Annotated in this window: 12 protein-coding genes; all 12 read left to right on the forward strand. The window is 43.4% G+C overall.

What is annotated here, in order from left to right; all coding sequences use genetic code 11:
* Window positions 1–9 precede the first annotated feature (9 nt).
* A complete protein-coding gene (locus M0R36_05435) occupies window positions 10–3,033 on the forward strand; it encodes an exodeoxyribonuclease V subunit gamma (protein MCK9555240.1) in 3,024 nt (1,007 codons plus the stop codon).
* Window positions 3,030–5,966: a UvrD-helicase domain-containing protein gene (locus M0R36_05440; protein ID MCK9555241.1), complete on the forward strand. Its 2,937-nt coding sequence runs from the start codon at window positions 3,030–3,032 to the stop codon at window positions 5,964–5,966. Before M0R36_05435 ends, M0R36_05440 begins: the two co-directional genes overlap by 4 nt.
* The gene (locus M0R36_05445; GenBank protein ID MCK9555242.1) at window positions 5,935–6,483 is read left to right on the forward strand and encodes a DJ-1/PfpI family protein; all 549 of its coding nucleotides are present in this window, start codon (window positions 5,935–5,937) and stop codon (window positions 6,481–6,483) included. Before M0R36_05440 ends, M0R36_05445 begins: the two co-directional genes overlap by 32 nt.
* A gap of 21 nt (window positions 6,484–6,504) precedes the next feature.
* Window positions 6,505–6,876, forward strand: a complete 372-nt coding sequence (locus tag M0R36_05450; protein MCK9555243.1) for a HEAT repeat domain-containing protein — start codon at window positions 6,505–6,507, stop codon at window positions 6,874–6,876.
* 30 nt (window positions 6,877–6,906) lie between these two features.
* Window positions 6,907–7,425 carry a hypothetical protein gene (locus M0R36_05455; protein ID MCK9555244.1) on the forward strand — a complete coding sequence of 173 codons (519 nt, stop codon included), beginning with the start codon at window positions 6,907–6,909 and terminating at the stop codon, window positions 7,423–7,425.
* 206 nt (window positions 7,426–7,631) lie between these two features.
* Window positions 7,632–8,198 carry a hypothetical protein gene (locus tag M0R36_05460; protein MCK9555245.1) on the forward strand — a complete coding sequence of 189 codons (567 nt, stop codon included), beginning with the start codon at window positions 7,632–7,634 and terminating at the stop codon, window positions 8,196–8,198.
* Between the two features lie 22 nt (window positions 8,199–8,220).
* Window positions 8,221–8,844 carry a PEP-CTERM sorting domain-containing protein gene (locus M0R36_05465; protein MCK9555246.1) on the forward strand — a complete coding sequence of 208 codons (624 nt, stop codon included), beginning with the start codon at window positions 8,221–8,223 and terminating at the stop codon, window positions 8,842–8,844.
* A gap of 119 nt (window positions 8,845–8,963) precedes the next feature.
* On the forward strand, window positions 8,964–9,620 hold the full coding sequence (locus M0R36_05470) for a prepilin-type N-terminal cleavage/methylation domain-containing protein (GenBank protein MCK9555247.1): 657 nt from the start codon (window positions 8,964–8,966) through the stop codon (window positions 9,618–9,620).
* A 66-nt stretch (window positions 9,621–9,686) separates the two neighbouring features.
* Window positions 9,687–11,495 carry a hypothetical protein gene (locus M0R36_05475; protein MCK9555248.1) on the forward strand — a complete coding sequence of 603 codons (1,809 nt, stop codon included), beginning with the start codon at window positions 9,687–9,689 and terminating at the stop codon, window positions 11,493–11,495.
* Window positions 11,496–11,596: 101 nt separating this feature from the next.
* Complete coding sequence (locus M0R36_05480) at window positions 11,597–15,562, forward strand: hypothetical protein (GenBank protein ID MCK9555249.1); 3,966 nt, start codon at window positions 11,597–11,599, stop codon at window positions 15,560–15,562.
* Window positions 15,563–15,574: 12 nt separating this feature from the next.
* Window positions 15,575–20,560, forward strand: a complete 4,986-nt coding sequence (locus tag M0R36_05485; GenBank protein ID MCK9555250.1) for a hypothetical protein — start codon at window positions 15,575–15,577, stop codon at window positions 20,558–20,560.
* Window positions 20,561–20,607: 47 nt separating this feature from the next.
* Entirely contained in the window at window positions 20,608–24,951 is a 4,344-nt protein-coding gene (locus M0R36_05490) for a hypothetical protein (GenBank protein MCK9555251.1), read from the forward strand.
* Window position 24,952: the final 1 nt, after the last annotated feature.

A 24,952-nucleotide genomic window follows, 5' to 3' on the forward strand; every position in this document is an offset into this window, starting at 1 on the left:
GAATATAAAATGCTTTCTCGTGAAACAATAGAGATTTTCCCTTCCCCTCTCGCCGTTTCGGAATATATCAGGAGGATGGGAAAAGAAATCTACTTTAACCATACCTTCTATACATTCGGAAAGATCCTGCTTAATCTTGCGGCAGAGCTTCTTGAGGAGCGCTTTATAACTGACTTTGAAAAAGAGATAATCCTCAAGAGGATCTGCTCCGGTTATTTCAAAACCCGGAAAAAAAATTATTTTTATCCTGTTTTTTCAAAGCCCGGCTTCATAAAGGATTTGAAAAAAAGCGTTAAAACGCTTAAAAAGGCCGGAGTCACGCCCGAAATACTTAAAAAACACATAGGCAACAGCAAAAGGGAAAAACTTTCCCTGAAAAGGCTAACGGATTTTTACAATATTTATTCTGAATATTGCAGTTCCTGCCGTGATTATGACGATATGGGATGGCTGGTGATAGATGCCCTGGGGAAAATGGCGGACATGGCACCTTTTTTGAGGGGTATAAAGAAGGTGGTTGTGCGCCCGAGGTATCAGCTCACAAACGTGCAATTGAAACTGCTCGAAATTTTTGCCGATAAAGGAATAAAAGTTTCCGTGTATTTCCCCTGCGATGAAAGCAATGCGGCGTTTGAAGCGGGTATATTTCCATGCAGGTGCTTAAAACAGATGGATTCGGGCAATATCAGGGTTGATAACACTGTTTCGGGCAGCGCTAGGCAGCCTTCCGATTTGGCGTTTGTCCAGAAAAACCTTTTCAGGGCGGTGAATAATGAAGCAAAAGCGACAGACGGTTCAATCAGCGTAATTGAAGCCGCGGACAGGAATTCGGAAGTAAGAGAAATAGCCCTCCGCATAAAGAAATATCTTTGCGGCGACGAATATTTGAAACCTTCTGATATTGTCGTGATAGCGAAAAAAATATCGCTCTATGACGACTACATAAGACAACATTTTAACAGAGCTAAGATACCATATTATTTCAGGCGCGGGAGACAGCTGCAGCGCGCCAACTTCTACAAGGATTTAATGCTGGTGTTGTCAATGGCCGAAGAATATTTTCCCAGGGAAAATATTGCCAGGATAATCGCGGCGCCGTATTTTACCGATATAGGGATAGACAAAGATGTTGCCGGACTTATCCTTTGCCTTTGCGGATATTTGTCGGCGGACAATAAACCCGTCGACGGGTGTTTAAACTGGCTTGCCGGGAAAGGAGGGGAAACAAAAGATTTTATAAACAGCGGGATTGATATTCAGGATGTGAAAACATTGAATGAATTTCTTTGCGGGCTTATCCGGGATATTTCGTTTGAAGCTGAACGGACAGCAAAGGATTTTTCAAAATGGTTAAGAAATTTTATAAGCCGTTACTATATCAGAAATATGATTGAGGATGAAGTATCCGCGGTGTGCGGACTGCTGGATAAGATAGACGCCTGCCCGGATAATATCATGGGGTCGTCCCTTGTGAGTGCCGCCCGGTTTAAGGAAATGATAGAAAGTCTGGCCGAAAGAGAAGTCATACATGAAAAAAACAACCTGAACGCTGTAAAAATATTGACGCCTTTTGATACGGACGGCATGAATTTTAAAATAGGCGTTTTTTGCGGTATGGCAGAAGGCGAGTTCCCGTCCCGGAAAACAGAAGGCCTTATACTTAAAGACGCTGATATAGAAGCACTGAACCGCATACTGGACGAAAAAGGAATGCTGCCGGTTCAAAAATCTGCAGATGAAGAAATTACAGACAGAAATATTTTTTACAGAAGTTTTCTGAATATTTCGGACAAATGCATATTCACAGTCCCGTTTACTGAAGAGACCCGGGAAGACAGAAAAAAATCCGTATTTCTCGAAGAAATAGAAATGATGTTTTTATCAGAGAAGGACGGTAAAATGGTTTCGGCGCTGGAGGTAAAAAAAATCCCGCCTTCCTCTGTGATAAGTGAGCCGGATGATGCCGCATCCAGAACAGACCTGCTGGTTTCCATCGCAAAAAAAAGCAGGGGGAGGAAACTTCTTTTACAGCCCGGCGGGCTGCAGCGGGAGCTGGAGCAGAATGACAGTGTGTTTATGAGAAATCCTAATGTCATTGCAGCGGGTGATGCTAAAAATTACAGGGGTTTTTATTCTTCCGAAGAGATCCGCCGTTTTTTGTCGGATAAATTTTTTCAGGACGGGGCATTTTCGTTTAACGCAACCGCGCTGGAAGCGTTTCTAAGATGCCCGTTCAGATATTTTATGCAGTCGCTCATGAAAATGAGAGATTTGCCGAGGCCGGAACTCTATATTGATGTTATGGATGAAGGGGCCATTATCCATGAAGTGCTGGAAAATTTCTGCAAAGAGAGAAAAGGGAAGGGAGGAGAAAGGCTTTTATTGGATATTGCCGGCGGAATTTTTAATTCATATGAGCAGAACAATCTGACGGGCAGGAAGGAATTGTGGTCGGTGAAGAAAGAAGGGATGACCGAAATCCTCAGGAACTTTCTGAAACTTGAAGAAAAATCCCCGATAGGGCCCGGGAAAACGGAATTTCTCAGGGCTGAATTCCCGTTCAAGAAATTCGTAACCGGTATACGCGGCGAAAAGATAGCGCTGAACGGATATATAGACAGAATAGATATCTCAAAAACAGGCATAGTTTATGTGGTCGACTATAAAACCAGCAGGCAGGTCAGAAGCGAAGAAGATTTTCGCGAAGGGTATCTGGCTCAGGCCGCTCTTTATAAACTGGTCCTTTCAGAAAAAACCGCGCAGAAAAATCTGGGCATAAAAAGCCCGGCTGAAATCAGGGCATGTTATTTCCTTTTGAAAGCCGACCCCTTTGATGAAAAAGCGGAATTCTTTTCGGAAATTGCCGTATCGGGCGACTGGGAGGAAATCCTTTTTGAAAAAATAATGAGATTCAAAAAAGCTGTTATCAACATGGAATTTCCCGCGCGCCCTTTTGACAGGCAGGTTGATTGCAGGAACTGCGAGTTCCCTTATTTTTGCAGGATAGCCGAAGATTGGGGCGCGAAAACATGAAATATAACTGGGAAAAACAGATAGAAGATGTTCTGAACACCAAAACAAAAGCCGCGATTTCCGCCTCCGCGGGAACCGGAAAGACAACTTTTGCGATGAATAAGGTAATACGGTTGATTGAAGAAGGACGGAATGATAAAGAGAGAGAGGAAATAGCGGCTTCCATATGCTGCATAACATTTACGAAAAAAGCTGCGGGAGATTTTAAGGGAAGAGCAAAAGAAATACTTCTGGAAACGGCAAAAGGATCGGATTTTCGCGAAAGGTTTGAGTATGTAAGAGTAATAGACGAGATTCAGATATCAACAATACATTCATTTGCGGTAAAAATATTAAGAGAATTCTGCTCCTATGCGGATATAGACCCGGAACCTGAAATAATAGATGAGGACAAGCGGAAAATTCTGAGAAAAGCGTTAAAACAGGCGGTGGTTTCTAGGATTGATGCCGGCGAAGATACGGTTCTTAACAGGATTCTTGCCGTCCTGCCTCTCGAAAAGAAAGGGTTTCAGGGCGGTTTTGAGGATTATGTTTTTGATATTGTAAATAATTTCAGGGCCGCGGATATTCCCGGAAAGGTGAAAAACTTTGTTTCGAAATCCGTTAAAAACGAGAAAGATGAAATAAAACAGATTTCTTTATGTCTTGCGGGGATTGCGGATGAGGTCTTTGAAAGGTATGAAAAACTTAAACAAAACAGGATTACATATGATGAAATCCTTATCAAAGCCAGGAATTTATTGAGGGATCATAAAGACGTAAGACAGGAGATAAAAAAAAGATATAAATTGATAATACTCGACGAGGCCCAGGATACGGACAATATCCAGATGGAGTTTATCATGTGGCTTTCCGAGAGAGATGAGACCCTTGCCGGAAACATCGCCGAAATCCAGCTGTCCGACAAAATAATCGTCGTAGGTGATTTCAAACAGTCTATTTACGGCTGGAGAAATGCGGATCCCGCGGTATTCGGCAAAATCCGCGAACAAATAGGGCTTAAGAGGTCTTTAAGGGAGAACAGGAGAAGCCAGAAGGGAATACTGGATTATATAAATAATCTTTCGATGCTTATTATAGCCGACTTCGATAAAACCGGAGACCTTATTAAAGCGAAGAGAAAAGAAACGCATGATTCCGGAAATGTTTACAGGCTGTTTAACAGGGAAGGGTTTGAAACTGCCGAAGCGCAGAGAAAAAAGGAAGCGGAATACCTGAGCGTGCTTATTAAGCGGATGGCTGAGGAAGGCACTTTAAACGGGAAGGAAGTGAAAGTATTCAGGGACGGAAAAGAAGAGAACCCCCTTTATTCGGATATCGCGATTTTATTCCGCAGACTGACCAAAGTCGGTATCTATGAAAAATGCCTGCAGGAGCGCGGCATCCCTTATTTTGTTCTGGGTAATTCCGGGTTCCTGTCAAGATTTGAGGTGCGTGACTCACTGAATTTTTTGAATATTATGTCCAATGCGCGGGATGAGCTTGCATATGCGAGCCTTTTGAGGTCCTTCGCATCAACAGCGGATGATAACCGGATAGTCTGCGGGAAACTGGAAAATAAAATACTGAAACCCGAAAAGTTTTTGAATGGAGGGAGAAAAAACGCTGTTCAAAAATTAGACAGCGTTTTGCTGGATGTAAGGCAGAAAAAAAGTACCCGCGCCCCATCCGAGTTATTGACCGAGTTTCTGGAGAGGGTTTCATATTTCAGCGCTCTGGCAAAACTTGCCGACGGCGATATAAGAATTGCCAACGTTGAAAAGCTTATAGAAAAAATACGCGCCATGGAATCCTCGGGTTACGACTCTCTGGAAGACATAACTCAGCGGTTTATCGATGATATAAGTTTTGAGTCGGATGAGGGGCTCGCTTCGGTGTCCGGAGAAGGCGATAATTCGGTAAGGCTGATGACGGTTCACAGGTCCAAAGGGCTGCAGTTCCCCATTGTAATCATTCCCGATACATCGTCTGGAAGATTTATCGGGGATAAGGTGATTATAAGACATGACGGGGCTTTTGCGTTCAAAATGAATAAATACTGGGAAACTTCCAATTATGAAAAAGAAAAAAACAGGACAAAACATGAAAGAAGCGAAGAAGAAAAAAGGCTGTTGTATGTCGCCGTTACGCGGGCCAGAGATGTTTTAATTGTTTCCTGCCTGAATAAAAAGCCGGAGTCCAGAGAAAAAGGGAAAAATCTTAACACATGGTTTGATTGCCTTAAGAATGTTTCTCCGGCGCGGGATATTTATATCGAAGACGGATGTGAAAGTCCGGCAGAAACAGCTCAGGAATCCCCCCCTGCCGTTGCAGAACTGGATGTTAAGCAAAACATGGAATTTGCCGATGCCGATATAGATGTGTTGAACCCGCCTGTTGAAAAAATAAGCGTCTCGCGGTATCTTGATAAGGAAGGATATATGTTTTCCAGGGATATCATGGAACAGGAAGAGGATATATCTTCGGATATTGAAGACGAGCCCCGCGCGGATAAAAAGGGAAATATCGGAACAGCTATTCATTACACTCTGGAACACATGGATTCAAAAAAGGATATCATCAGACTGCTTAAGCATAAATTACCTGAGGCGGAGGTCCTTCAAATTGCCCCGGAGGTTGAAAGATTTGTCGAAACAGACGAGTACAGGGAAATGGGATCTGCCGATGAGATATACAGGGAATTGCCGTTTGTCCTCAGGGAAGGGCAATATGAAATCAACGGGAGGATCGATTGTGTTTACAGGAAAAACAACAGGATAGTAATAGTTGATTTTAAATGGTCCGACTACAGAGGAGAAAGATACAACAGACAGCTTGAAATATATAAAAAAGCGTTTGAAAAACATTCAAGCGATATGAAGGTAGAGACACGCATTCTTTATATAAAGAAAGGAGGACAGAATGGAGAAAAGAGCTGTCATCGTTCTGGCTGATGGTTTTGAAGAAATAGAAGCTGTTGCCCCAATCGACATTTTAAGAAGAGCGGGCATTAGAGTGGATGTTACCGGACTCGATAAAAAAACTGTTCCCGGCGCGAGGGGCATAAAAATAGAAACAGACCTTTTATTTGAGGAGATTTCCGACGCGGACGCTTTGATACTGCCGGGGGGGATGCCCGGATCCGCAAATCTGGCGGGTTCGGACAAATTATTAAACTCAGTCAAGAATTTAAACGGCAAAGGCAGGTTGATTGCCGCGATCTGTGCTTCCCCTGCCTACGTGCTTGTTCCCGCCGGTATTCTTCCGGGCAGAAAAGTGACAGGTTTTCCAGGAACAAAATCCAGATTCAGCGGAATTGCTGAATTCATAGACAGGCCCGTTATAAGGGACGTCAATATTATTACAAGCAGAGGAGCCGGCACGGCATTGGAATTTTCCTGCGCTATTGTGGAATATCTGGCGGGAGCAAAAAAAGCGGATGATATACGCAGGGCAATACTGATAAAATAGAATAGCGGAAGGAGGGACCAATTGAAAAAGAATATTTTTTTAGTGTGCATTTTTTTCTTTGTTCTATGCGGCCCGGGAACTTTTTCACTGGCTGATAAAGTCGATAATCTTATAAATGATTTGAATAGCAGCTCGGGCAGTGCCAGGTGGAAAGCCGTGATGTTCCTGGGACAGGAAAAAGACAGAAGGGCGGTTGAACCTTTAATAAAGGTGATAGCGACCGATCAGAATTATGGCGTCAGGATGGAAGCCATAAAAAGCCTGGGGAAAATAGGGGATAAAAGAGCTGTCGAAATCCTGAAACCTCTTCTTAAAAGCGAAGATGACAGCGTAAGCAGGGCCGCAGCCGAAGCATTGGCCAGTATCCAATCAGCCGCGGGCGATTCTGATTGAATGACGGTAATATTCTAACAGGGAGTTATTATGGATGTTGTCTTTGTCATTAAGATTTTTTCCGGGTTTGCCGCTTTTGTAACATTGGCGGCTGCTTTTTACAAGTCGGTTAAAGCAAATACGGGCGGATACAGAACGCTTGTTCTGATAATCGGACTTTGTATAGTATCCATTATTATGGCTGCCGTTGCTGTTTATCTCTCTGCTGTCGGGTCTGATAAAACGGTAAAAGGGCATATCCTGGAGCAAAAAAAAGAGCTGTATGAAATAAACGAATCTATATCAAGGCTTCAAAGATATATTGAAGAACAGAATATATTGTTCAGCCAGGCAAAAGAGACAATCAGTCAGCTCGAAAAAAGAAAACATGAATTAACGCCCTTGATTGAAACCGATGACAAAACAATAGACATTGTAGCCAAAATCCATGAAAACGAGTTATCAGACAGGATGTTAAGAGAAAGATTAATAGGGTCTTTTATCGGGGTTATAAGCCTGGTTTTAATAATGGTTTTTGTAAATGTTATCAGATCATACTTTAAAAAGTAAATTTATAATATCTTGTTACACAGGCAATTATGTAAAATTATAGTTGTTCCGGCCTTATAATTGGAAAAACATGCTTGACAAACCCGGGAAAATTATTAAAATCTATATTAGTAAAACATTTTACACATAGTAAATAGATTATTTTTTTGGTCTTTTAGTAAAACAATTAAGTTATAATAAATATATTAATTAAAAGGGGGTATGTTGTGAAGAATAAGAGGTTGGCTTTAGAAATGTTCTGTGTATTTATACTGTTATTTTTTATCAGGGGAGCGGCTCCGGCATTTGCCGAAGACCTGATAATCAACAAAGGTTTCGAAGACAGTGATTTTGAATGGTACAACTGGAATGACGGCGAAAGTTCCGGAAGCATAGAATCATCCGAATTTCACGGAGGCAGTGTTTCCGCATGCAGGGAAATATATGGAGTGGGAATGGGGTGCTACGGCCAGATTGTGCCGGTTTCCGCGGGACAGACGCTGGAAATAAGCGCCTGGGTGAATAATCCCCCGTCTGATGCGTTGACGGATAGCGCGGAAGCATTCATAAGGGTAGAGTTCTGGAATGACAGCGGTCCGCTGGGTTCGGGCCATACTGAAAGTAAACATATAAGGAATGCGACTGAAGGATGGATAAGGCTGGATGTAAAAGCAAAAGTTCCTAGAGGCGCGACAGAGGCAAGAGTGCTTGCGTTTAATAAAGGGGCAAAGCCATCCTCAAAAGGAAAAGTGTATTTTGATGATTTTGAACTTATTATAAGCTCGGGCCAGTAAATAAACGGAGGGAGGAAAACAGATGAAACAGTTGTTAGCAGTGTTTTTTTTAACAGTAGTTATCAGCTTTTTCCCGGCAATCGCGCATGCAAATCTTTTGTCGAATGCCGGATTTGAGAACGCTGAACAGGGCGCATGGTGGGGTCCCTGGGGAAATAGCCAGCATGCAGGGACTTATGGAGATACAGGTACCGGAATAGGAGGTTCAAAATCCGTTAAGTTCACCGCTAATGCCGCTGCAGGAACCGGCGATGATTATTTTATGTATGATAATACGCTTGTTGCTGTTACGGCGGGACAGACATATTACGGGACGATATTTGCTAAAACCAATGCGCTTATCAATGAAGAAGTGACGATAAAAATAGACTGGTTCAATACAGGAAGCTGGGTTGGAACAGCAGGAGCATCAACTCCTCTGAGCGGGACAAATGACTGGACAGCGCTCAATATAAGCGGAGCGGCGCCCGGTAATGCGACTCATGCTTCTCTTGCATTTTTTATCAACCAGACCGTTGAAGGCGGCACGGGAACAGCATATTTCGATAATGCTTACCTTGACGCGACTCCGGTGCCTGAACCGGGAACAATAGTTTTACTCGCGGGAGGTTTACTCGGACTTATTGTTTTTTCGAGAAAAAAATGACGAGATAGACTGATATTTGTTTGAAACAGCCGTTCTTATAAAAGGGTTTTCCCTCTTTCCCCCACAAGAAAGTTCTAAGGGCGGCTGTTTTTTTTAGAAACGGGAAAGGATCCGGCATAATGGGTAATAATATGGTTGACCGGAACTCAAAAAGACTAATGGAACGAATTGCCCTAAAGAGTTTTACCCTGATTGAGCTTCTTGTGGTTATTGCGATAATTTCCGTTCTGGCGGGTTTTTTGGTCCCCGCTTTTCAGAAGGGCCGGCTGAAAGCCAAACAGGCCGTATGTTACAGCAATCTCAAGCAGATAGGTATCGCGCTTCAGATGTATCTTATAGAACAGGATGAAAAATTTCCCTATCTCGTGTGCAACAATGTCCATCTCTGGAACGCGTTTTCGGATATTATAAGAAGGTTTGATTCTTATATAGACGGTATGGATGTTTACAGGTGCCCGGCAAATCAAAACACACTCAATGCGGGCTGGAGAGACGATGTTTTTGACGACCAGGACAGCAGCGGGAATGTTATACTTGATTATGAAATCAACGGTTATTCTTCGGGAGGAAAAACATTAAAGGACCTTAAGAATAAGGATTTCAGTATTTATGCATATATGTATGATTATCCATACAATTCATGGGATGAGAGGCCTCACGGCAACGGCATCAACTGCCTTTATGTGGATGGGCATGTAACCTGGCTGCGCGACAGGGAAATGAATCTGGCGGGCGCGGAGAAGGACAAATTCTACGGGCGCGGGTGGGTTGAATGATTTTTCGGGTTTTTTTATGTATATAAGTTACAATGATTATATCTTGTTTTTGCAAAGGAGAAATTAATGAAGAAAGCTTTTATATCCGTTATTTTAGTTTGCGTCGTCCTGTCGGTTTGTTTTGCCGCCGCAAGAAAATCAAAATTCAGCGGCAGGGATACCGAAGGCGTTGAAAAAACAACGTTGGAAGAAAGCCGGCGGATTGCTGAAATACCGCAGGATCAGGATATAAAAGCCGAAGAGCCGGAGATGCCGGGCTCCTATGTCAAAAAAGCATGGGACAGCCCGGGCCTGTGGGTTGTAGGGACCGACGGTAAAAGTTCGATTGTGATAAATCCGTGCGAATCCGGTTACGGACAGGGGCTTGAAATAAAGTATGAGCTCAAAAAAGGGGGCGGTTGGGTACAGTTCAACAAAAAGATATCCTCCGGTTTTTCCGAAAAAAGACCTTTCGCCTTTTTGATCAAAGCGAAAGCGGCCGGAGATATGGAGATAAAATTTATAGATAAGGACGGTTCGACATTCTGGAGAAAAATAAAACTGGACAATAATTATAAGGATTGGCAACGCATTGTAGTATACAGCGATACCCTGGAATATGCGTGGGGGGGCGATGATAATCTTGACGCTCTTTCGGAAATTTCTATCGCGTTTTCGGGAAGGGGGAAGGGGACGGTTTGGCTTGACGAGACAGGGTTTTGGAAAGAAGGACTTCCCGCGTCTTTTCCGCCTTCCGGGCCCATTATTGACCCCGACAGCGGACTTCCGGGCATAGGAGAGAGGCAGAGAAGATCGGAAAAACTTATACCTGAAGAGACACTTGTCATGGAATGGCTTAAAGTCATCCAGGATACATCCTCTCCCGAAAAACAGCTCCTGCCTTCAATGGAGGGCAATCAGGCGCAGACTTTCAATAATGCGCTTGTCGCCATGGCATTTATACTTAAGGGAGAAAAGGAAAGGGCGGAGAGGATACTCGATTTTTTCTCTGATATGACCTTTGAAGCAAATCCATGTCCGTTAATACAGAACTTTTTCTATAAAAGCGAACCGAGAGGGTTTTTCCAGTTTGTCGTGCTTGCCGAATCAGGCGGAACGCCCGCGTATCATAACCCCGGCTCCAGTGACAGGTGGATGGGAGATATGGCATGGCTTCTTATCGCGTATAAATACTATGAGAAGGCATATTCTTCCGACAGGTATAAGAAGATAACGGTGCTTTTGAAGGAGCTGCTTAAATCGTGGTATAAGGCGGAAGACAGCGCCAGCGGTTATGTCCGGCACGGATGGCGCAGCGGCGACAGCAGCCTGCATGAAAACCATGGCCACCCGGAAGGCAATATTGATTGTTATGCCGCTTTTCTTTTATGCGGGGAAACCGATTACGCTAAAAAAATCAGAAAGTGGCTGGATAAATCAGTAAAGGGAAAAAGCCTTCCTCTCGATTTATATACATGGAGAGTGCTTGCGTTCGGCAGTGATTATGCCGGCCTGCTGAATATCCCCGAATATGACCTGAGATACCGGAAGACGGTGGATTTTAACGGGAAGAAAGCCATGGGCTTTTATCATTCTCCGGATATAGAAATAAATAATGTCTGGCTTGACGGGACAGGGCATATTGCCTGCGCCTTTATTTCCTGCGGAGACAAACAAAGAGGATATTTTTACGCGAATGAGATGGATAAATTCATAATAAGCAGAAAAATAGATAATATTACGCTTAAAGCACTTCCTTATACATCCGATAAATCGGGCGGCTTCGAATGGGTAAGACAGGACAGAGGTTTTATATCCGTTGCCGCGTGGTATATATTTGCCAAAAACGGTTTTAATCCCCTGACGTTGAAACAGACAGCGGTTGAATCGCAGTAGAGGCAATACCTTCCGATAATCTTTTTCCGTTTTATTGGAAAAATCCTTCCGAGATGATATAATTTTAAATTAAATTTTAATTTTATATCATAAGGTTGATAATGAGCATATTGCGTTTTGTCCGGCAGGCAACCCAAAAGGTGTTTTTTATTTATGTCTTTTTCACTGTCTGTCTGCCGGTATCTTTTTCGGAAGACGGCGGGATACAGGATGAAATCGCTTTTCTTGAAAAAGTTGCCCTCGGCAGCGGACCCCATGTCATAGACGGCATAGACTATAACGACCTTTCCATACAGGATGCGATAAAAAGGCTTTATGAAACAGACAGGGAAATCGCCATACAGAAATTTATAATAAAGCAGGCGGAATTAGAGATTAAAAAGACAAAAGTATCCGCGTTTTTCCCGACAATTACCGCTGTGGCCGGAATAAGCGCTCCCGTAGACCTTTTTTATGAAATAAGCAACGCGAGAGGCGCTTATCTGGGCCAGCGCCTGAACATAGCGTATAAATTCGACTCGGACCTTCTTGACCGTATAAATGCGGTGGAAAGAAACAGGGAAACTGAATTAACGGCATTAATTTCCACATTTAAAGACCGATTTATAACACTTATGGAAACATACCTTAACCTCTCGCTGTCGCAGAAGGAACTGGTTGTTTGCGTTGAAAGTTATAAAGAAGCCAAAAGCCAGCTTGAAAAAATGAGGAAAGACCCTAAATATACACGGTTGGACATTTTAAAAGCTGAATACAATATAACCCCTTTTTTTAAAGAGGCTCTTGCCGCCTGCAAAAGATACAAGGATGTGCAGAGGGATATTAAAATTATCCTGGGCTTTGACGGATATGAAACCCTTATAATAAAAGTTTCCGATTTTCCCGAGACCCTTGAAGAAGCCAGGAACATGGTTTTAGATGAGCACCTGCGTCAGCCTGAATGCAGCATCGATGTCCTGAAAAAACAATATGAACTCGCGAAAGCCGAAACAAAATTAGATTACCGCCCTCTGCTTGAGCTTATCGCGGCGTCTACGGGAACGATGGAACAGGATACGATCAAAGATACACCCGCGACTTACAGAGCCACGTCTTCGCTGGTATTGAATCTTTTCGTGACCGATTTCGGTTATTCCGACAGCTGTAAAAAGTTCAGCAGGGTTAACGCCGATATAGCCGAAGCGAATGTCCGGGTGGAAAATGATGCTATAGAGAGGGATAATTTCGAGAGAAACAGCAAAATCAGGGAATTTTCCACCGCATTCGAGGCAATTACCGAATTTATTGCGGGAACAGAGGAAATCGTTGCGTTAATGAAGGAAAGGATAGAGCTTCCAATAGAAGAATTGCTTAAAAAGAATGAGCAGCTTTTGACCGCAAGACTGCTTTTGCGGCAGCTGCTGAGAGATTACACTTATAATTACATGATGATTTCCAGGGAGAACCCGGAAGAAACACTTTCTTCTCCCCCATTCCAAAACATGACATTCGAAGATATCCTTGACCTGGCGGAAAGTAATAAGACGCCGGAAGAACTTGCAATGGAAAAAAATGTTGAACTGCAGATGATTAACCTTAAAATGGCCAGATGTTTCAACAACCCCGTTCTGAAAGGCGGGGTAGCCGTTGAAAACGAATCTTATGCCACCGGGGAGAAAACCAATACCACAAAAGCGTTTATAAGCGTCGAAGGCAAATTTTTTGATATAGGCCAGCAATATATGATAGAGGAGGCAAAAGCCAACCTTGAAGCGGCAAAAGATAGATTACAGATTTACAGGAACAGGAAGTATATTGAGCTGATAAACAACTTTGTCAAGATTATCCAATATAAAAGACAGACGGAATTCATTCAGAAAATCATGGGATTGAAAGAATCCGTTATTGATGATATGAGTGAAGATAAAAGCGGAGAATACCCCAAATATGAAGCAATAAATATCAAACCCCTTGTATTGGAACAGCTCGAAGCGAACATTAACCTTGCAGGGGCGGAATGCAATCTGTTCATCTGTGAATATAACCTGAAGAAATTAGCCGGTATACCGCTAAGCGAGAAGATATCGCTTCAGGAAGAGCTGTTATTCGACGGGGAGAGCGGGACGGAGAAATTTCTTGATACAATCAGAAAAAAAATACTTCCTTTCTACGATTCCGGAGCTGGTATAAGCGCGGCATTGAATACCGTGAACGCGTTTAAGGCGGCGGAGATAAAGCAAACCGCATTCCGGGGTTTTAGCTGTCAGTTCCTTACAGAGTTCAGGGGAGAGGACCTCAGGGGTTTTAGAAATCCCGACATGATAACCGCTTTTATCTGTTCGGTCCCCTTCGGAGGCAATGATATAAGGAACATAGAAAAGTCCGGGCAGGAGAAAAACAGGTTTGATGCGGAGCTTGAATATGCGGAGGCGCTTAAAGAACTTGATGAAATGAGAACAACTGTCGGAATCAGATCCAGAGAAGATAAACTGTCCCTGAGAAGGATGAAACTTGACAGGCTCAACCTTGAAGCCCAGCACAGGCTGACAGAGAAGCTTGTGGAACTCGGGACAAAACAGAAGAGAGAACAGATGGAATCCGAAATGAGGCTTGTCGCGCTTGACATTCAGATGGATACGGCTCTTCAGGATTATATTTACAACGAGTCTTTAAACGGGTTTCTTTCCGAAATGGACGAGAATATTTTTCAAGACAGAGGGACTTTCATAATTTCCGGGTTGCCGAACGCGCTTGCCCTTGCCATGGAAACGAGCGATGAATTGAAAAGCCTGAAAAACAAGCTTGGCTCTGAAGAAGATATAATGAATTATATAAATTCGTTTTATTTCTCCGGAAGCGTTAAAACCAATTACGTGGAAGAAAAGATAAAAGGGGAGGCCGGGAAGGAAACCAAAATAGAGTCGTTTGTTTTTATCGGGACAATAGATGCCGAAGTCAATTTCATCAGCAGCCTGATGAAAAAAGAACAGGAAATGAAAGTCGAAATGGGCAAGCTTGAAGTCGAAAGGGCAAAATTTGACATCGCGCAGGATGTAATAGGAGCCTATACCGATTATCTTAAATCAATGGCGGTCTTATCCGCGGTCAATGAAAGATATTATAAGGAAAAAGAAACACTCGACAGCATAGAGGAACAGATGAAGTCCGGGATAAAAACACGGATGGAGTATTTAAAACAGGAACAGGTCATAAGCCTGATTCAGGCGAAACTCCTTGATTCCAAAGAAACAGCCGACAGCAATAAAAAACACCTTGAAATCGCGGTGGGTTCTCTCGACCCCAGATTTTCGGTAATGAACCTTGAGATATTCGATAAAGACAGAAATGTCATTATACCGACAGATCCCGAAATGATAAGATTGAAACTTGACCGGGAAATTGACGCTGTCAGGGAATCCCTTGTCGGCCCGCTTATTATAACCGAATCGAAATACGGGGAATTTTCGGAAGAAGCATCGAAGTACGCGACCAGGGCGGCAGCCAAAAGAATAAGGTCGCTGTTAATAAGCGTTAATTATTCTTATCTCACCAATTCGCTTTCCGAGATAGGCGATTTTGAGGAAGAAGTGCTGGACCTGCCTTTGCTTACCGAGGAATCAGTCCAGGAGTTTAAGGAATTTGTGAATGCAAGCGCGTCCCTGGTGCTTTATGACCCGGGAACGGGGTTGTCCGGCAAGATTGAGTCCGTTGAAGAAAAAATCACGGCTTTGAAAGCGCAGGATGATATCATCGAAAGGGTACAGGGCGCTCAGATGCTGCTTGATACTTATGATACGGCTTTACGGGATTTTAATTATGCGGTAAAAAACCTTTCCGGGATTGAGCACGAAATGGAGAACAGGTTTGACGACATAAGGAGAACGGGGAAAATGGACCTTACGGAAGAGCTGAAAGTGCTCGGCATGCTTCTCCAGATGAAGATAGAGAGAATAGAGTCTTTCTATGGGATAGTCGCGGCATCCAACCGGATTGATCAATACCTCAGGAAATATGTTAATAAGGGCTTAGACGAGATATTGCAAACGGCGGAACCAAAAAAAAATGAAGATATTGCATTTGCCGAGTGATTTTAGAAATTTATGAAAAGTAAAAAAATAAGTTATCTTTTTTCAGGTGTTTTATTTGTCCTGCTTACGGCGGCTTTTTGCGATTTATATGTTTTTGCCACCGAGGCCCGCAGGAAAACCGCAGTCAGCAAATGTGATATTATCGCTAATCCGCTTGCCGATGTGACGCAGAGGGATGAAATGTTAAGGCCGGGGGAAATAACTTCGTTTCTTCTTGAGTGCCGGTATCCCGTTACAGGTCTTATCCCTACTGAAATATCAACTGAAGGGGTAGCCAATATACACAGAGGCCAATCTTCAACGTACGCCTCCGCCGTTGCCCAGCAGATATTGCTCATGAGCGGGAAGACCGAAGAAGCGGAAAAGATGGCCGAGACAATGAGAAGCCTCGAAGAAAAAAGGAATATCCCCAATACGGTTGACCTGGTAAGCGGCTTGAGTTCCGATTTTTACACTACCGCAGGCCCCAATGCTTTTTGGGGGATCGGTTTTTTGAAAGAATACCATTTTACAAAAGAGCAGAAATGGCTTGATGCGGCCGTTAAAATCGCGGATTTTCTCATATCCCTGCAGAGTATTGACGGAGGAATAAGAAAAGATCCCAATCCTTTGAATGCCGAGTACCGCGTGAAATCCACTGAAGAAAATATGGACTGTTATGCTTTCTTTAAGATGCTTTTCAGTGTTACGGGGGATAATAAATATGAAAGGACTGCCGGAAAAATTCTTCAGTGGCTCGCGCAAAGCGGTGTTTACAACAGGAAACAGGGTTTTTTTTCCATAGGCACTTTCAACAATGTTGTTGACCCGACATACGGGCTTGATGTCAACGCGCTGGCTATTATTATACTTGGGCCCGAAATGCTTAATGCCGGGGAAGGAAAGGTTGTATTCGAAGGCCGGGATACAGCCGGAAAAGTCGTTGAAAGTTTTGAAAAAGCGCTTGTTACCGTTGATTATATGCATCCTGACGGAACGGAAATAAAAGGGGTTACGGGTTTTGATTTCACCGATAAATTAGGGAGAGGAGGCAGGCAGGAAATAATAACCCCCGAGTTCAGTTCACAGACAGCGCTCGCGTATATGGTGATGGCTGTTTATGAATTGAACAGGAATAATACTCAGAAAGCCGTATCTTATTCGCATAAGGCAAAGGGGATACTTGAAAATCTTTCCATAATGGCTGCCCGGAGAGAAGAAACAGCGTCTCTTCCTTATGCGACTCTTCCGAGGATAAGGAGATTCGGTTTTGATAACTGGTTTACTCCGTCGGCGGAAGCGAATATTTCTTCCTGCTGGGTTGCTTTCCCTCTTGCCGGATACAACCCGTTTGAATTGGACGGGTTTAAAATAAGGGATTCCATCGAGAGAATTGCGCCATGGGTTGTTGATTTTGGAAAGATAAAGGCATCTCTGAATATGTTCCCGCAGTTTATCGAGACTAACCCGCCGCCGGAGATTGCCCTTTCGGCCTACAGGGAAGCGGTCCGCGAAGACGATGTGCCTGAAAGGCCGTTTATATATTACAAAATACTTTATGAAAAGTCGCTTATGGATTATCTTCTCGCGAAATCAAGGCTTGAATCGGTGCTGATGACGAGTTACAGCGCATGGGTTGACGGTTTGATAGATATATCGGAAGCGGGGTATGATGCGCTGGAAATCACCCGGGACGGGAAGCTGGTAAAGAAAAAAACATATGAGATTTCTCCCGACATCAGGAAAATACTTGAGGAAGAATACCTTTATTTCGATGAATTGACCGGCAGCCAGTGGATGAAAGCCATTAAATATAACCTGGACATTGATTATTCAAAAGGCACCAATTACGCTTTCGAAGTGGACGGGGATTATAATATTGTAAGGCAGTTCAGGACAGAACGGGATGTCCCGCAGTCAAACAGGGAAGATTTAAAAGATAATACGGTGGAATTCAAGTCGGTACGGGGGCTGCCTGAAGGGCATATTATCATGAGATATTGCACCGCCGTGGAACTCGATGAAAACAACAGGGTGGTGGATGCCTATGAAAGCGTCGACGACCTGCCCGCTATGGTGGCGAAAGTGCCGATAAACGAGCAGACGTATATAAGATTCAATAATGCGGAGGGGCAGGAAAGAAGAAAATTGCTTGAATCCGGGATAATCCCTTTTTTCGACGGAACACTTGCCATGCGCGAAGAAGGCAATTTTTACTATACACAAGTTCTTGCCCTTGACACGTCCCGCCGCCTGTTTTCAAGGACTTATTCAAGAGACAGGGGCACCGATATTGTCGTTGGGACAAGGTTGCTGCTGGCTGACTGGGAAGTTGACAAGAGAACAAAAATCAATTCGGTGAAATATGAAAAAGGCCTTGTTGACGGTATGGCTATGACGATTAAACGCCCGTTGATAGGGGAAAAACCCCTTAAGACAGAACCCTTATGGATATTGCTCGGGAAAGATGCCCGTGACGAGGAAATACAGAACCTGAAAAATATCCAGGCGGGTTTGATTGAGAAAATCGACAGGGAAGCGGACGCGCAGGTCAGGCAGTCTTTTATCAAGGAGTTTGACCGTCTTAATACCGAGATGTTCTGGCTTGACGAGAAAGGATATCTTCATACCATAAGCCATGGGTTAAAGGGAGCCGAAAAACTTTTAAAAGAAATAGAGAAGGCGAAAATCAAAGCGGATGCGTCTCCAAAAGAATACTTTTCCGTTTTAGGGAGAGATCTCGGCGGAAGAGATTACCGTGATGTGTACGGCCTTGTATGGATAGGCGTAAGGGATAAGAAAAGCGGGAATATGCTGCAGGTCGAAACTTATGATATAGCGGGAAACCTGAAGTTCATTCTTGCGGGGAATATCCATATTGACCCTCTTACCAAGAATGTTATCGCGGAGACCAGAACGGATATTTTATACGATGAAGATTCCGGTCAGATGATAGGAAGCCATACATATGCGATAGATATAGAGGGTAACTGGGTTACGGATATTTCGGAAAGTATTTATAAGGGCCGGACTCCGGATGGGGAAAATTATGTAATGGAGGAAAGGATATTTGTTAAAGATATATACGGGAAAACAGTTTTCCGCGACGGCTTGCCGGCATATGAGACGATAATAAACTATTACAATATGGAAGGCGAATTGGAAGCGGGAATCTCGGGTGATGTCATAGCGGTTATGGGTTACGAGGACGGAAGCGAACTGTTAAGGGATGTGTATATTGACCCTCTTATAAAAGTGAATATGGATAATATCGAAGACCTTTCGGAAATGCTAAAAGGCAGGCAGTGGGTTTACCGTTTCAGGTCTACAGGCGAAAAACCTACGTTAAGGGAAGCCATTGAAAAGAATCTTATATATATGGATCCTGAAGAAAGGCGGAAGGCGGCAGACATTATTCTGGTGCTGATTAACAGTCAGGCAAAGGAAGAGATAAACGATACAATGGTGCTTGAAGAAAGGGAAGTTATAAATAACCTTCAGGGGGTTTATGGCGAGGAAGCCGTATCTTTTGTAGTGTATTACATGCCGGGCGATGCCATGGGAAGAGAAAGACTTAAGGTAACCGGCGGCAAAATCGAGATCCCGTTTGAATGGATAAGCGGTAAACCTGTAGCATCCAGGTCTCTTTCATTTAATTTAAGCGGGCAGTTGCTGGCTGTAAGGGAGATTCTTGACCCTGAGCGCGCGGATAGTGTTTTCAATAGCTCAGACCTGGAAAACATGGGTAGTCTGGGTATAACTTCAGATACGCTTCTTCCGGGTTCTGTTGAAATAAACTACAGGATTGTGACAGACGCGTCGGGCAACCCTGTTCACACCGATACAATATCTCATATAAATGTAAGCTATCTTATGCCCGAAGATATTTTAAGCAGGGAGCTTGCGGTGATTAAGTTCAATGTCATAGGAAAACATAAGGGGCTGGATATAAAGAAAAATGTCCGGAGAGTGCGCAATTGGCTCGGGCAGGAAATGCTTATCGAAAAATGGGATGACGAAAAAAACCGCGAAAAAGAAAAAACTATAGGGAAGAGAAAAGAAACCATAATCAAGGAATGGTATAACGAATCAAAAAATTTAGATGAAATGAGAGCAGCTCTTATAAAAGAATTTGCCGGCGGGGCTTTACGGGCCGCGGATGTTGAAAAGGGAAAATGGCCAAAGACATTTGATGAGCTTGAAAACATTATAAAAAAAGGAACAATAAAAGAGAAAAATTTACATATAAGCGTTGCCAAAATAAAGAGTTCTCTTGAAAATATGAAAGTGGCGCCTCCGGGCGTATTACCCGGATTGCACATAATAGAAGATGACGGTTCCCTGAAGGAGATAAAATATTTTGCCGGCATGTTTGAATATCCCAGGGATGTGTTCAGCCATAAAGGCATAGCCGTGCCATATGAAGAAGAGATAAAACCGTTCGGCCTGCCTGAAGGCCCGCCGATACTTGGTTTAAAATATTTCATTCTTAATTCAGACGATTTTATTTATGACGTCCACACGCTGAACGGCCAGCTGATTATCAGGGCGAGGCCATATATCCAGATAAGGCTTGTAAATATGTTCCCGGTTGAAAGCGGGGATGAGCAGATAGAATATTATGACCCTTTTGTCCCGTATCCTTATCTGAGGCCGATAAAGATTGAGAGAGATTTCGAATCGGGCAGGGAGCCGACCGGAGAGAAGCCGGGTATGCTTACCATAGCCGTGTTTCCTGATAACTCCACGGTATATCTTGATAACGGATGGAAAGCCCAGACATTTATGGAACGGAGGCCGCTTGATATCGACCACTGGATAAAGTCGGTGAATTATTATGATGAAGATGAAGAACTTAAATATAAGAAGGAGCACATAGAGAGCAAATCAATATATACTTTAAAACGGGTCGGGTGGAAAATCCCCCTGGCTTTAATATCCGCGCTTGCATTGTTAATATGGTTTCTGGGATTCCGGGAACATTTAAGGATGCTGAAGAAACGGGATGAAAGATTGTGATTTCCTGAAATACATGAAAAAAGGGAAAAACTTTAAGAGAAAAAAATATGACGGAAAAATCAAAACTTCAGATTATATTTAAGGAAAATGTGGCAAAAGAATTCAGGCCTCTTATAAACGAGGCATTAGCCGTGTTGGGCGCAAGCCCGGATAGCTACAGCGCGTGCGTCAATGCCATAATAACCAGGATTTTCTCAAAAGCGGATTTTAACGATATCAGCCTTAAGTCCTTATATGGAATAGAACTTTCTGAATATGAGAAATGGTCTTCCAGATGCGGGGACCGTTATAAATGGACGGATACAGGCTTTAAAAGCCCCTTAAAAAGCGATGATTTTAAAAGTGACATCCATGATATAAAAGGGCATTTGCTGCTGGTTGTCTTATTCAGGATAGTGTTTGAAGAATCAATGGAATTTAAGGCGACCTGCCCTTCCTTCCGTTACTTCCTCTTCGAAAAATCCCTGAAGATGTTTTCGGAGCAGAAAGAAAAAGCCATTCTGGACGAAATAAAAAATGATACATGGGCCCTTCTGGAAGCCCTTCGACCGGGGTATTCAAAAGATTTAACCAAGGAAAAGAAAATTACTTTTGAAGATATAGAAAGCCTGTTCAGGGGTGATAAGAGGGAATTTCTGAAAGATTTTAAAAATCTCAGCGGCCGTCCGAAGGAGGAAAAATTAAAATATCTTGTTTCCGGAAATCCGGATGCCACAGTCCGCAGCGCCGGAAAAGCTGAAAATTTTGTATGGCTGAAAACATTTAAAGATAAACAGGGATTGATACCGTTTATTGCGAACATCAGGAAGCTGTGGATTCCCTTAATCCCTCTTTTTGCCACGGTGTTTGCCGTCGGCATTGCAACCGGTCTTAATAAAAATATATTTATTACCCAGTCAAGCCGGTTTGCATCTCTGCTGGCGGGGATGTTTGCTCCTGTGATGGAAGTTCCCGTTTCCGTCATAGTTTTCTTTCTTGATATATCTTTGTGCGCATTGCTGGGCGTTTTTCTCAGCCTGCTGCTGCTGCAGGCAACATTGGGGGGAAGGTTCCCGGATGACAGAAATCTGTCCCGGTCCGGCGCTGGGGAAGCGGTCAGGAAATTCAAGGTCTTGTATGTATCTTCGGTGTATATATGGGGTGTTTTCAGCATATTCGTAATAAGGTGGACGGCATTTGTAATCCAGAAAACAAGTTTCCGGCATACAGGATGGGAGATCTTTATCGATGGCGGGGCAGCTCTCCTGACGGTGTTATTTGTATTGGCAAGTTTCCAGTCCTTGTTCTATGTGGTTATTTCGTTTTTTGCATATTTGCAGGGGAAGAAAGAAGGTGTGGGGCAGGTAGTCCATTGGAGCCAGATACAAGCAAAATTTGAAGAAGCGGGAAAAAGATTCGGGAAAATAATGGGAATTAAAACCGGCTTAAACGATAAATACGGATGGCGGCATTACTGGAATTGTTTTGTAAGCGATATGTTCGAAAATTACAAGATAAGCAAAACAGAGAGAGATAACCTTTTGCTTGGCGAAAAAAATGTTTCCGGCGCCGGTTTTGAAAAACCCGCAAATGATGAAGCCGGCGACAGGATGAAACGGGTTATCAACAGCTGGCTTATGGATATGCCGAAGAACCTGCCGTGGGAAGAGTTCCCTGTTTTGACCGTGCTCATTACGGCTTTTAATGAGCCTGTCAGTATATTGTACGAAGAACTCGGCGTGGTTGAAAAAGGGGCCGGCGAAACAAGGCTTAACCATTTGATTGACCGGTATGGCGAAGACTGGAATGAGTTCGTTGACAGGATTGATGAGAAAGAGCTGAGGAATATAATATCAAAGGATGAATTAAAGACCGTTTCCGGATTCCAGAAATTGCCCGGCAACATCCCCGGCGCCCTAAAAGAGAAGATAAGGATATGGGCTACGCTTATGGCCCAGCCTATAGAAAGGACAGTAATCGAAACAGCCAAAATAAGGGACGCTTTTAAAATTAACGCGCAGATCGCGTTTCCCGGGATTGAGCCTTTCGAAATAGACAGGCTTGTGGATGATAAACTTCAGATACTTCTTAATTACGAAGGTTATCACAAGTCTGTTACGAGAGATGAGGACAGGGTGTCCCTGAGAAAACTTATGGGCAGTTACCGGCATCTTGAAGTTTACTGGGGACCCGTCGAAGACTCCGATTATGTATCCGGCGCGGGCCGGGATATTGTTAAGTATTTGAAAAATTCCGATTGCGGTCTCCATAAATATAATCCGGAAAAAGGCGCGATAGAACTTATAGAGACAGCTCCTTATACGGTTCCTCCGAAAAAGGGGAAACCCACGGGTTCAAGCCAGTCATTGTCTTTTGTAAAAGGGGATTTTATACTTTTCTTTGACGCTAATGCTTCCGTGAGGATTGAAGAGGCTGTGAAAATACCGCTTGCGTTTGCCGAATTTAAAAATGACGAATCACTGAGCGAAGTCCTGTTTTCCGAATACATATATACAAAAGGTTATTCATGGGTCGCTCAGGCCATAGGGTTTAACGACGAAACGTTTACCACTGTTACCCAGAGGGCCATGAACATATTCCATGCCTGCGGTTTCTACGGGCACAGCGCCGTTATAAAGACAGAGGCGATAACCTGTTCGGGAGGGTTTACCCAGGATTATATTTCGGAGGATATTCTGCTGGCCGTTCTGACATGGCTTAAAGGACTTAGGACAACACACAGGCAGTACATATATTTCGGCAAAGGAAGAGAGATATCATTTTATTCGACGCTCAGTCCTTTTGCGAAATGGGCGGCCGGGGCTTCCGAAGTAGGGTTAGGCCGTATTATGGCGGATGTCCTGTCTTCTCCCAGGATACATTTTGCGCAGAAATTCATGCTTATGTTCGGTTTTTCATTTTATTATCATCTGCCTCTTGTGCTGGTGATAAATTTTATTTATATGTGGTTTATGGTTTGCTGGGGTGTGAACGCATTTATGAGCGTTCCTTTCCCTTTTATTTTTGTGATACTGGGCTTGCTGTTTAACCAGTCGATTACAAGCATGGGCCTGGTATACCTGATAGAAAGATTCGGAGTAACAGGCACACCGGGGGAATACCTTAAACTTGTAGCCAAAAATTTCTTCCTTTACACAGCGGCGATACCGAGTTATGCCCTTGGTTTTATAAAGGGTTTGAGAGGAAAGTTCAAGCCCTCCATAAGCAGTAAAGGCTGGAACCTAGGGCATCTTTCGTTCAGGGATATTTGGGGAGAAGACAGGATTTATTTCAATATTATTTTCGCCACCACACTGATAGGCGTCCCACTGCTGTTTGTGCTTGTCTCATTGGAAAGCCTGCCTTTCTGGGTAAGCCCTTTTATCGCCCTGTTTCCTCTCGCGGCGGTTTTAATGCTTTATTATCTGGGAAAATTCGGCGCCTGGACGGGGATAGGTTTTTTAAAAGTGCTCAGGGATGACATTGTTCCGGAAGGGGATTTTTCCAGGGTTTCGGCAGTCAAAATTCAGATGATATTTTCCATAGGGCTTACGGCATTTATAGGCGTGGGGTTTGTTCTGTGGGGCGTGGTCTTCTCTTCTTTTGCCAGCAAGCTGCTGTTTGCTTTATCATTGATATATCTCACCCCGCCGGTATCTTATATTTTCGTGCCTATGCTTGCCCATTCCCAGCCTTTTGCCATATTTAAGGAAGTCACCGAATCCAGGCTGTGGAATCTGCTGTTGATTCCTCTTGTTTATCTCGGCACCGTTATGACTTTTATATTGATAGCGGTAAACATAATAAGGCTTGACCTGGAGGTGACGGTATATCTTTTGCTTGCGGTGTCTTTTCTTGCCGGCTGGTTTTTGCTGAAAAGGAAACTGAGCGGATACAGCTCCCTTAACAGGTGGCTTAAGAAAAATTTCGCCGATTATAAGAAAGGGAAAGCCGTTTACCGGTCCGCAGTGCAGGATGATATCTATTTTAAGCATCAGGAATTGCTGAGGCTGCCAAGGGAAAAAGGGTATGAAAAATCGATTTATATTCTGAAAATCATACTCCTGGCCGGGATTCCCCTCGTTTTCTTCCTGGATATTATTTCGGAACTTGGCAGGGGGTATTACAGGCAATGGTTCTGGTATGTCATAGAAGTCATGATATTCGCCTGTTTTTTCCTTAATTTGAAAAGCACGGAAAAAGACCGGAACCTGTTAAAGGATTTAATAAGTGTGATTACGTTTGCGGATATAAATAAAATAAATAGGGAAAATTTTCAGATAGAGAATGTATGGCAGAAATTAGGAAATAACTACAGAGAATATCTTGCGGGTTCTTATCGCAGTTCTGACGATGCAAAAAAGGCTCTTTTGGATTTTATCAGATATGTAAATCACAATGTAAGTAAGTGAA

This window comes from bacterium, from assembly GCA_023228325.1.
Classification (GTDB): Bacteria; Auribacterota; UBA6266; order UBA6266; family UBA6266; genus UBA6266.

Coding starts and splice junctions, on each gene's coding strand:
- M0R36_05485 (MCK9555250.1), top strand. CDS start 15,575: ATGAAAAGTAAAAAAATAAGTTATCTTTTTTCAGGTGTTTTATTTGTC.
- M0R36_05480 (MCK9555249.1), top strand. CDS start 11,597: ATGAGCATATTGCGTTTTGTCCGGCAGGCAACCCAAAAGGTGTTTTTT.
- M0R36_05440 (MCK9555241.1), top strand. CDS start 3,030: ATGAAATATAACTGGGAAAAACAGATAGAAGATGTTCTGAACACCAAA.
- M0R36_05445 (MCK9555242.1), top strand. CDS start 5,935: ATGGAGAAAAGAGCTGTCATCGTTCTGGCTGATGGTTTTGAAGAAATA.
- M0R36_05465 (MCK9555246.1), top strand. CDS start 8,221: ATGAAACAGTTGTTAGCAGTGTTTTTTTTAACAGTAGTTATCAGCTTT.
- M0R36_05435 (MCK9555240.1), top strand. CDS start 10: ATGCTTTCTCGTGAAACAATAGAGATTTTCCCTTCCCCTCTCGCCGTT.
- M0R36_05475 (MCK9555248.1), top strand. CDS start 9,687: ATGAAGAAAGCTTTTATATCCGTTATTTTAGTTTGCGTCGTCCTGTCG.
- M0R36_05490 (MCK9555251.1), top strand. CDS start 20,608: ATGACGGAAAAATCAAAACTTCAGATTATATTTAAGGAAAATGTGGCA.
- M0R36_05470 (MCK9555247.1), top strand. CDS start 8,964: ATGGGTAATAATATGGTTGACCGGAACTCAAAAAGACTAATGGAACGA.
- M0R36_05455 (MCK9555244.1), top strand. CDS start 6,907: ATGGATGTTGTCTTTGTCATTAAGATTTTTTCCGGGTTTGCCGCTTTT.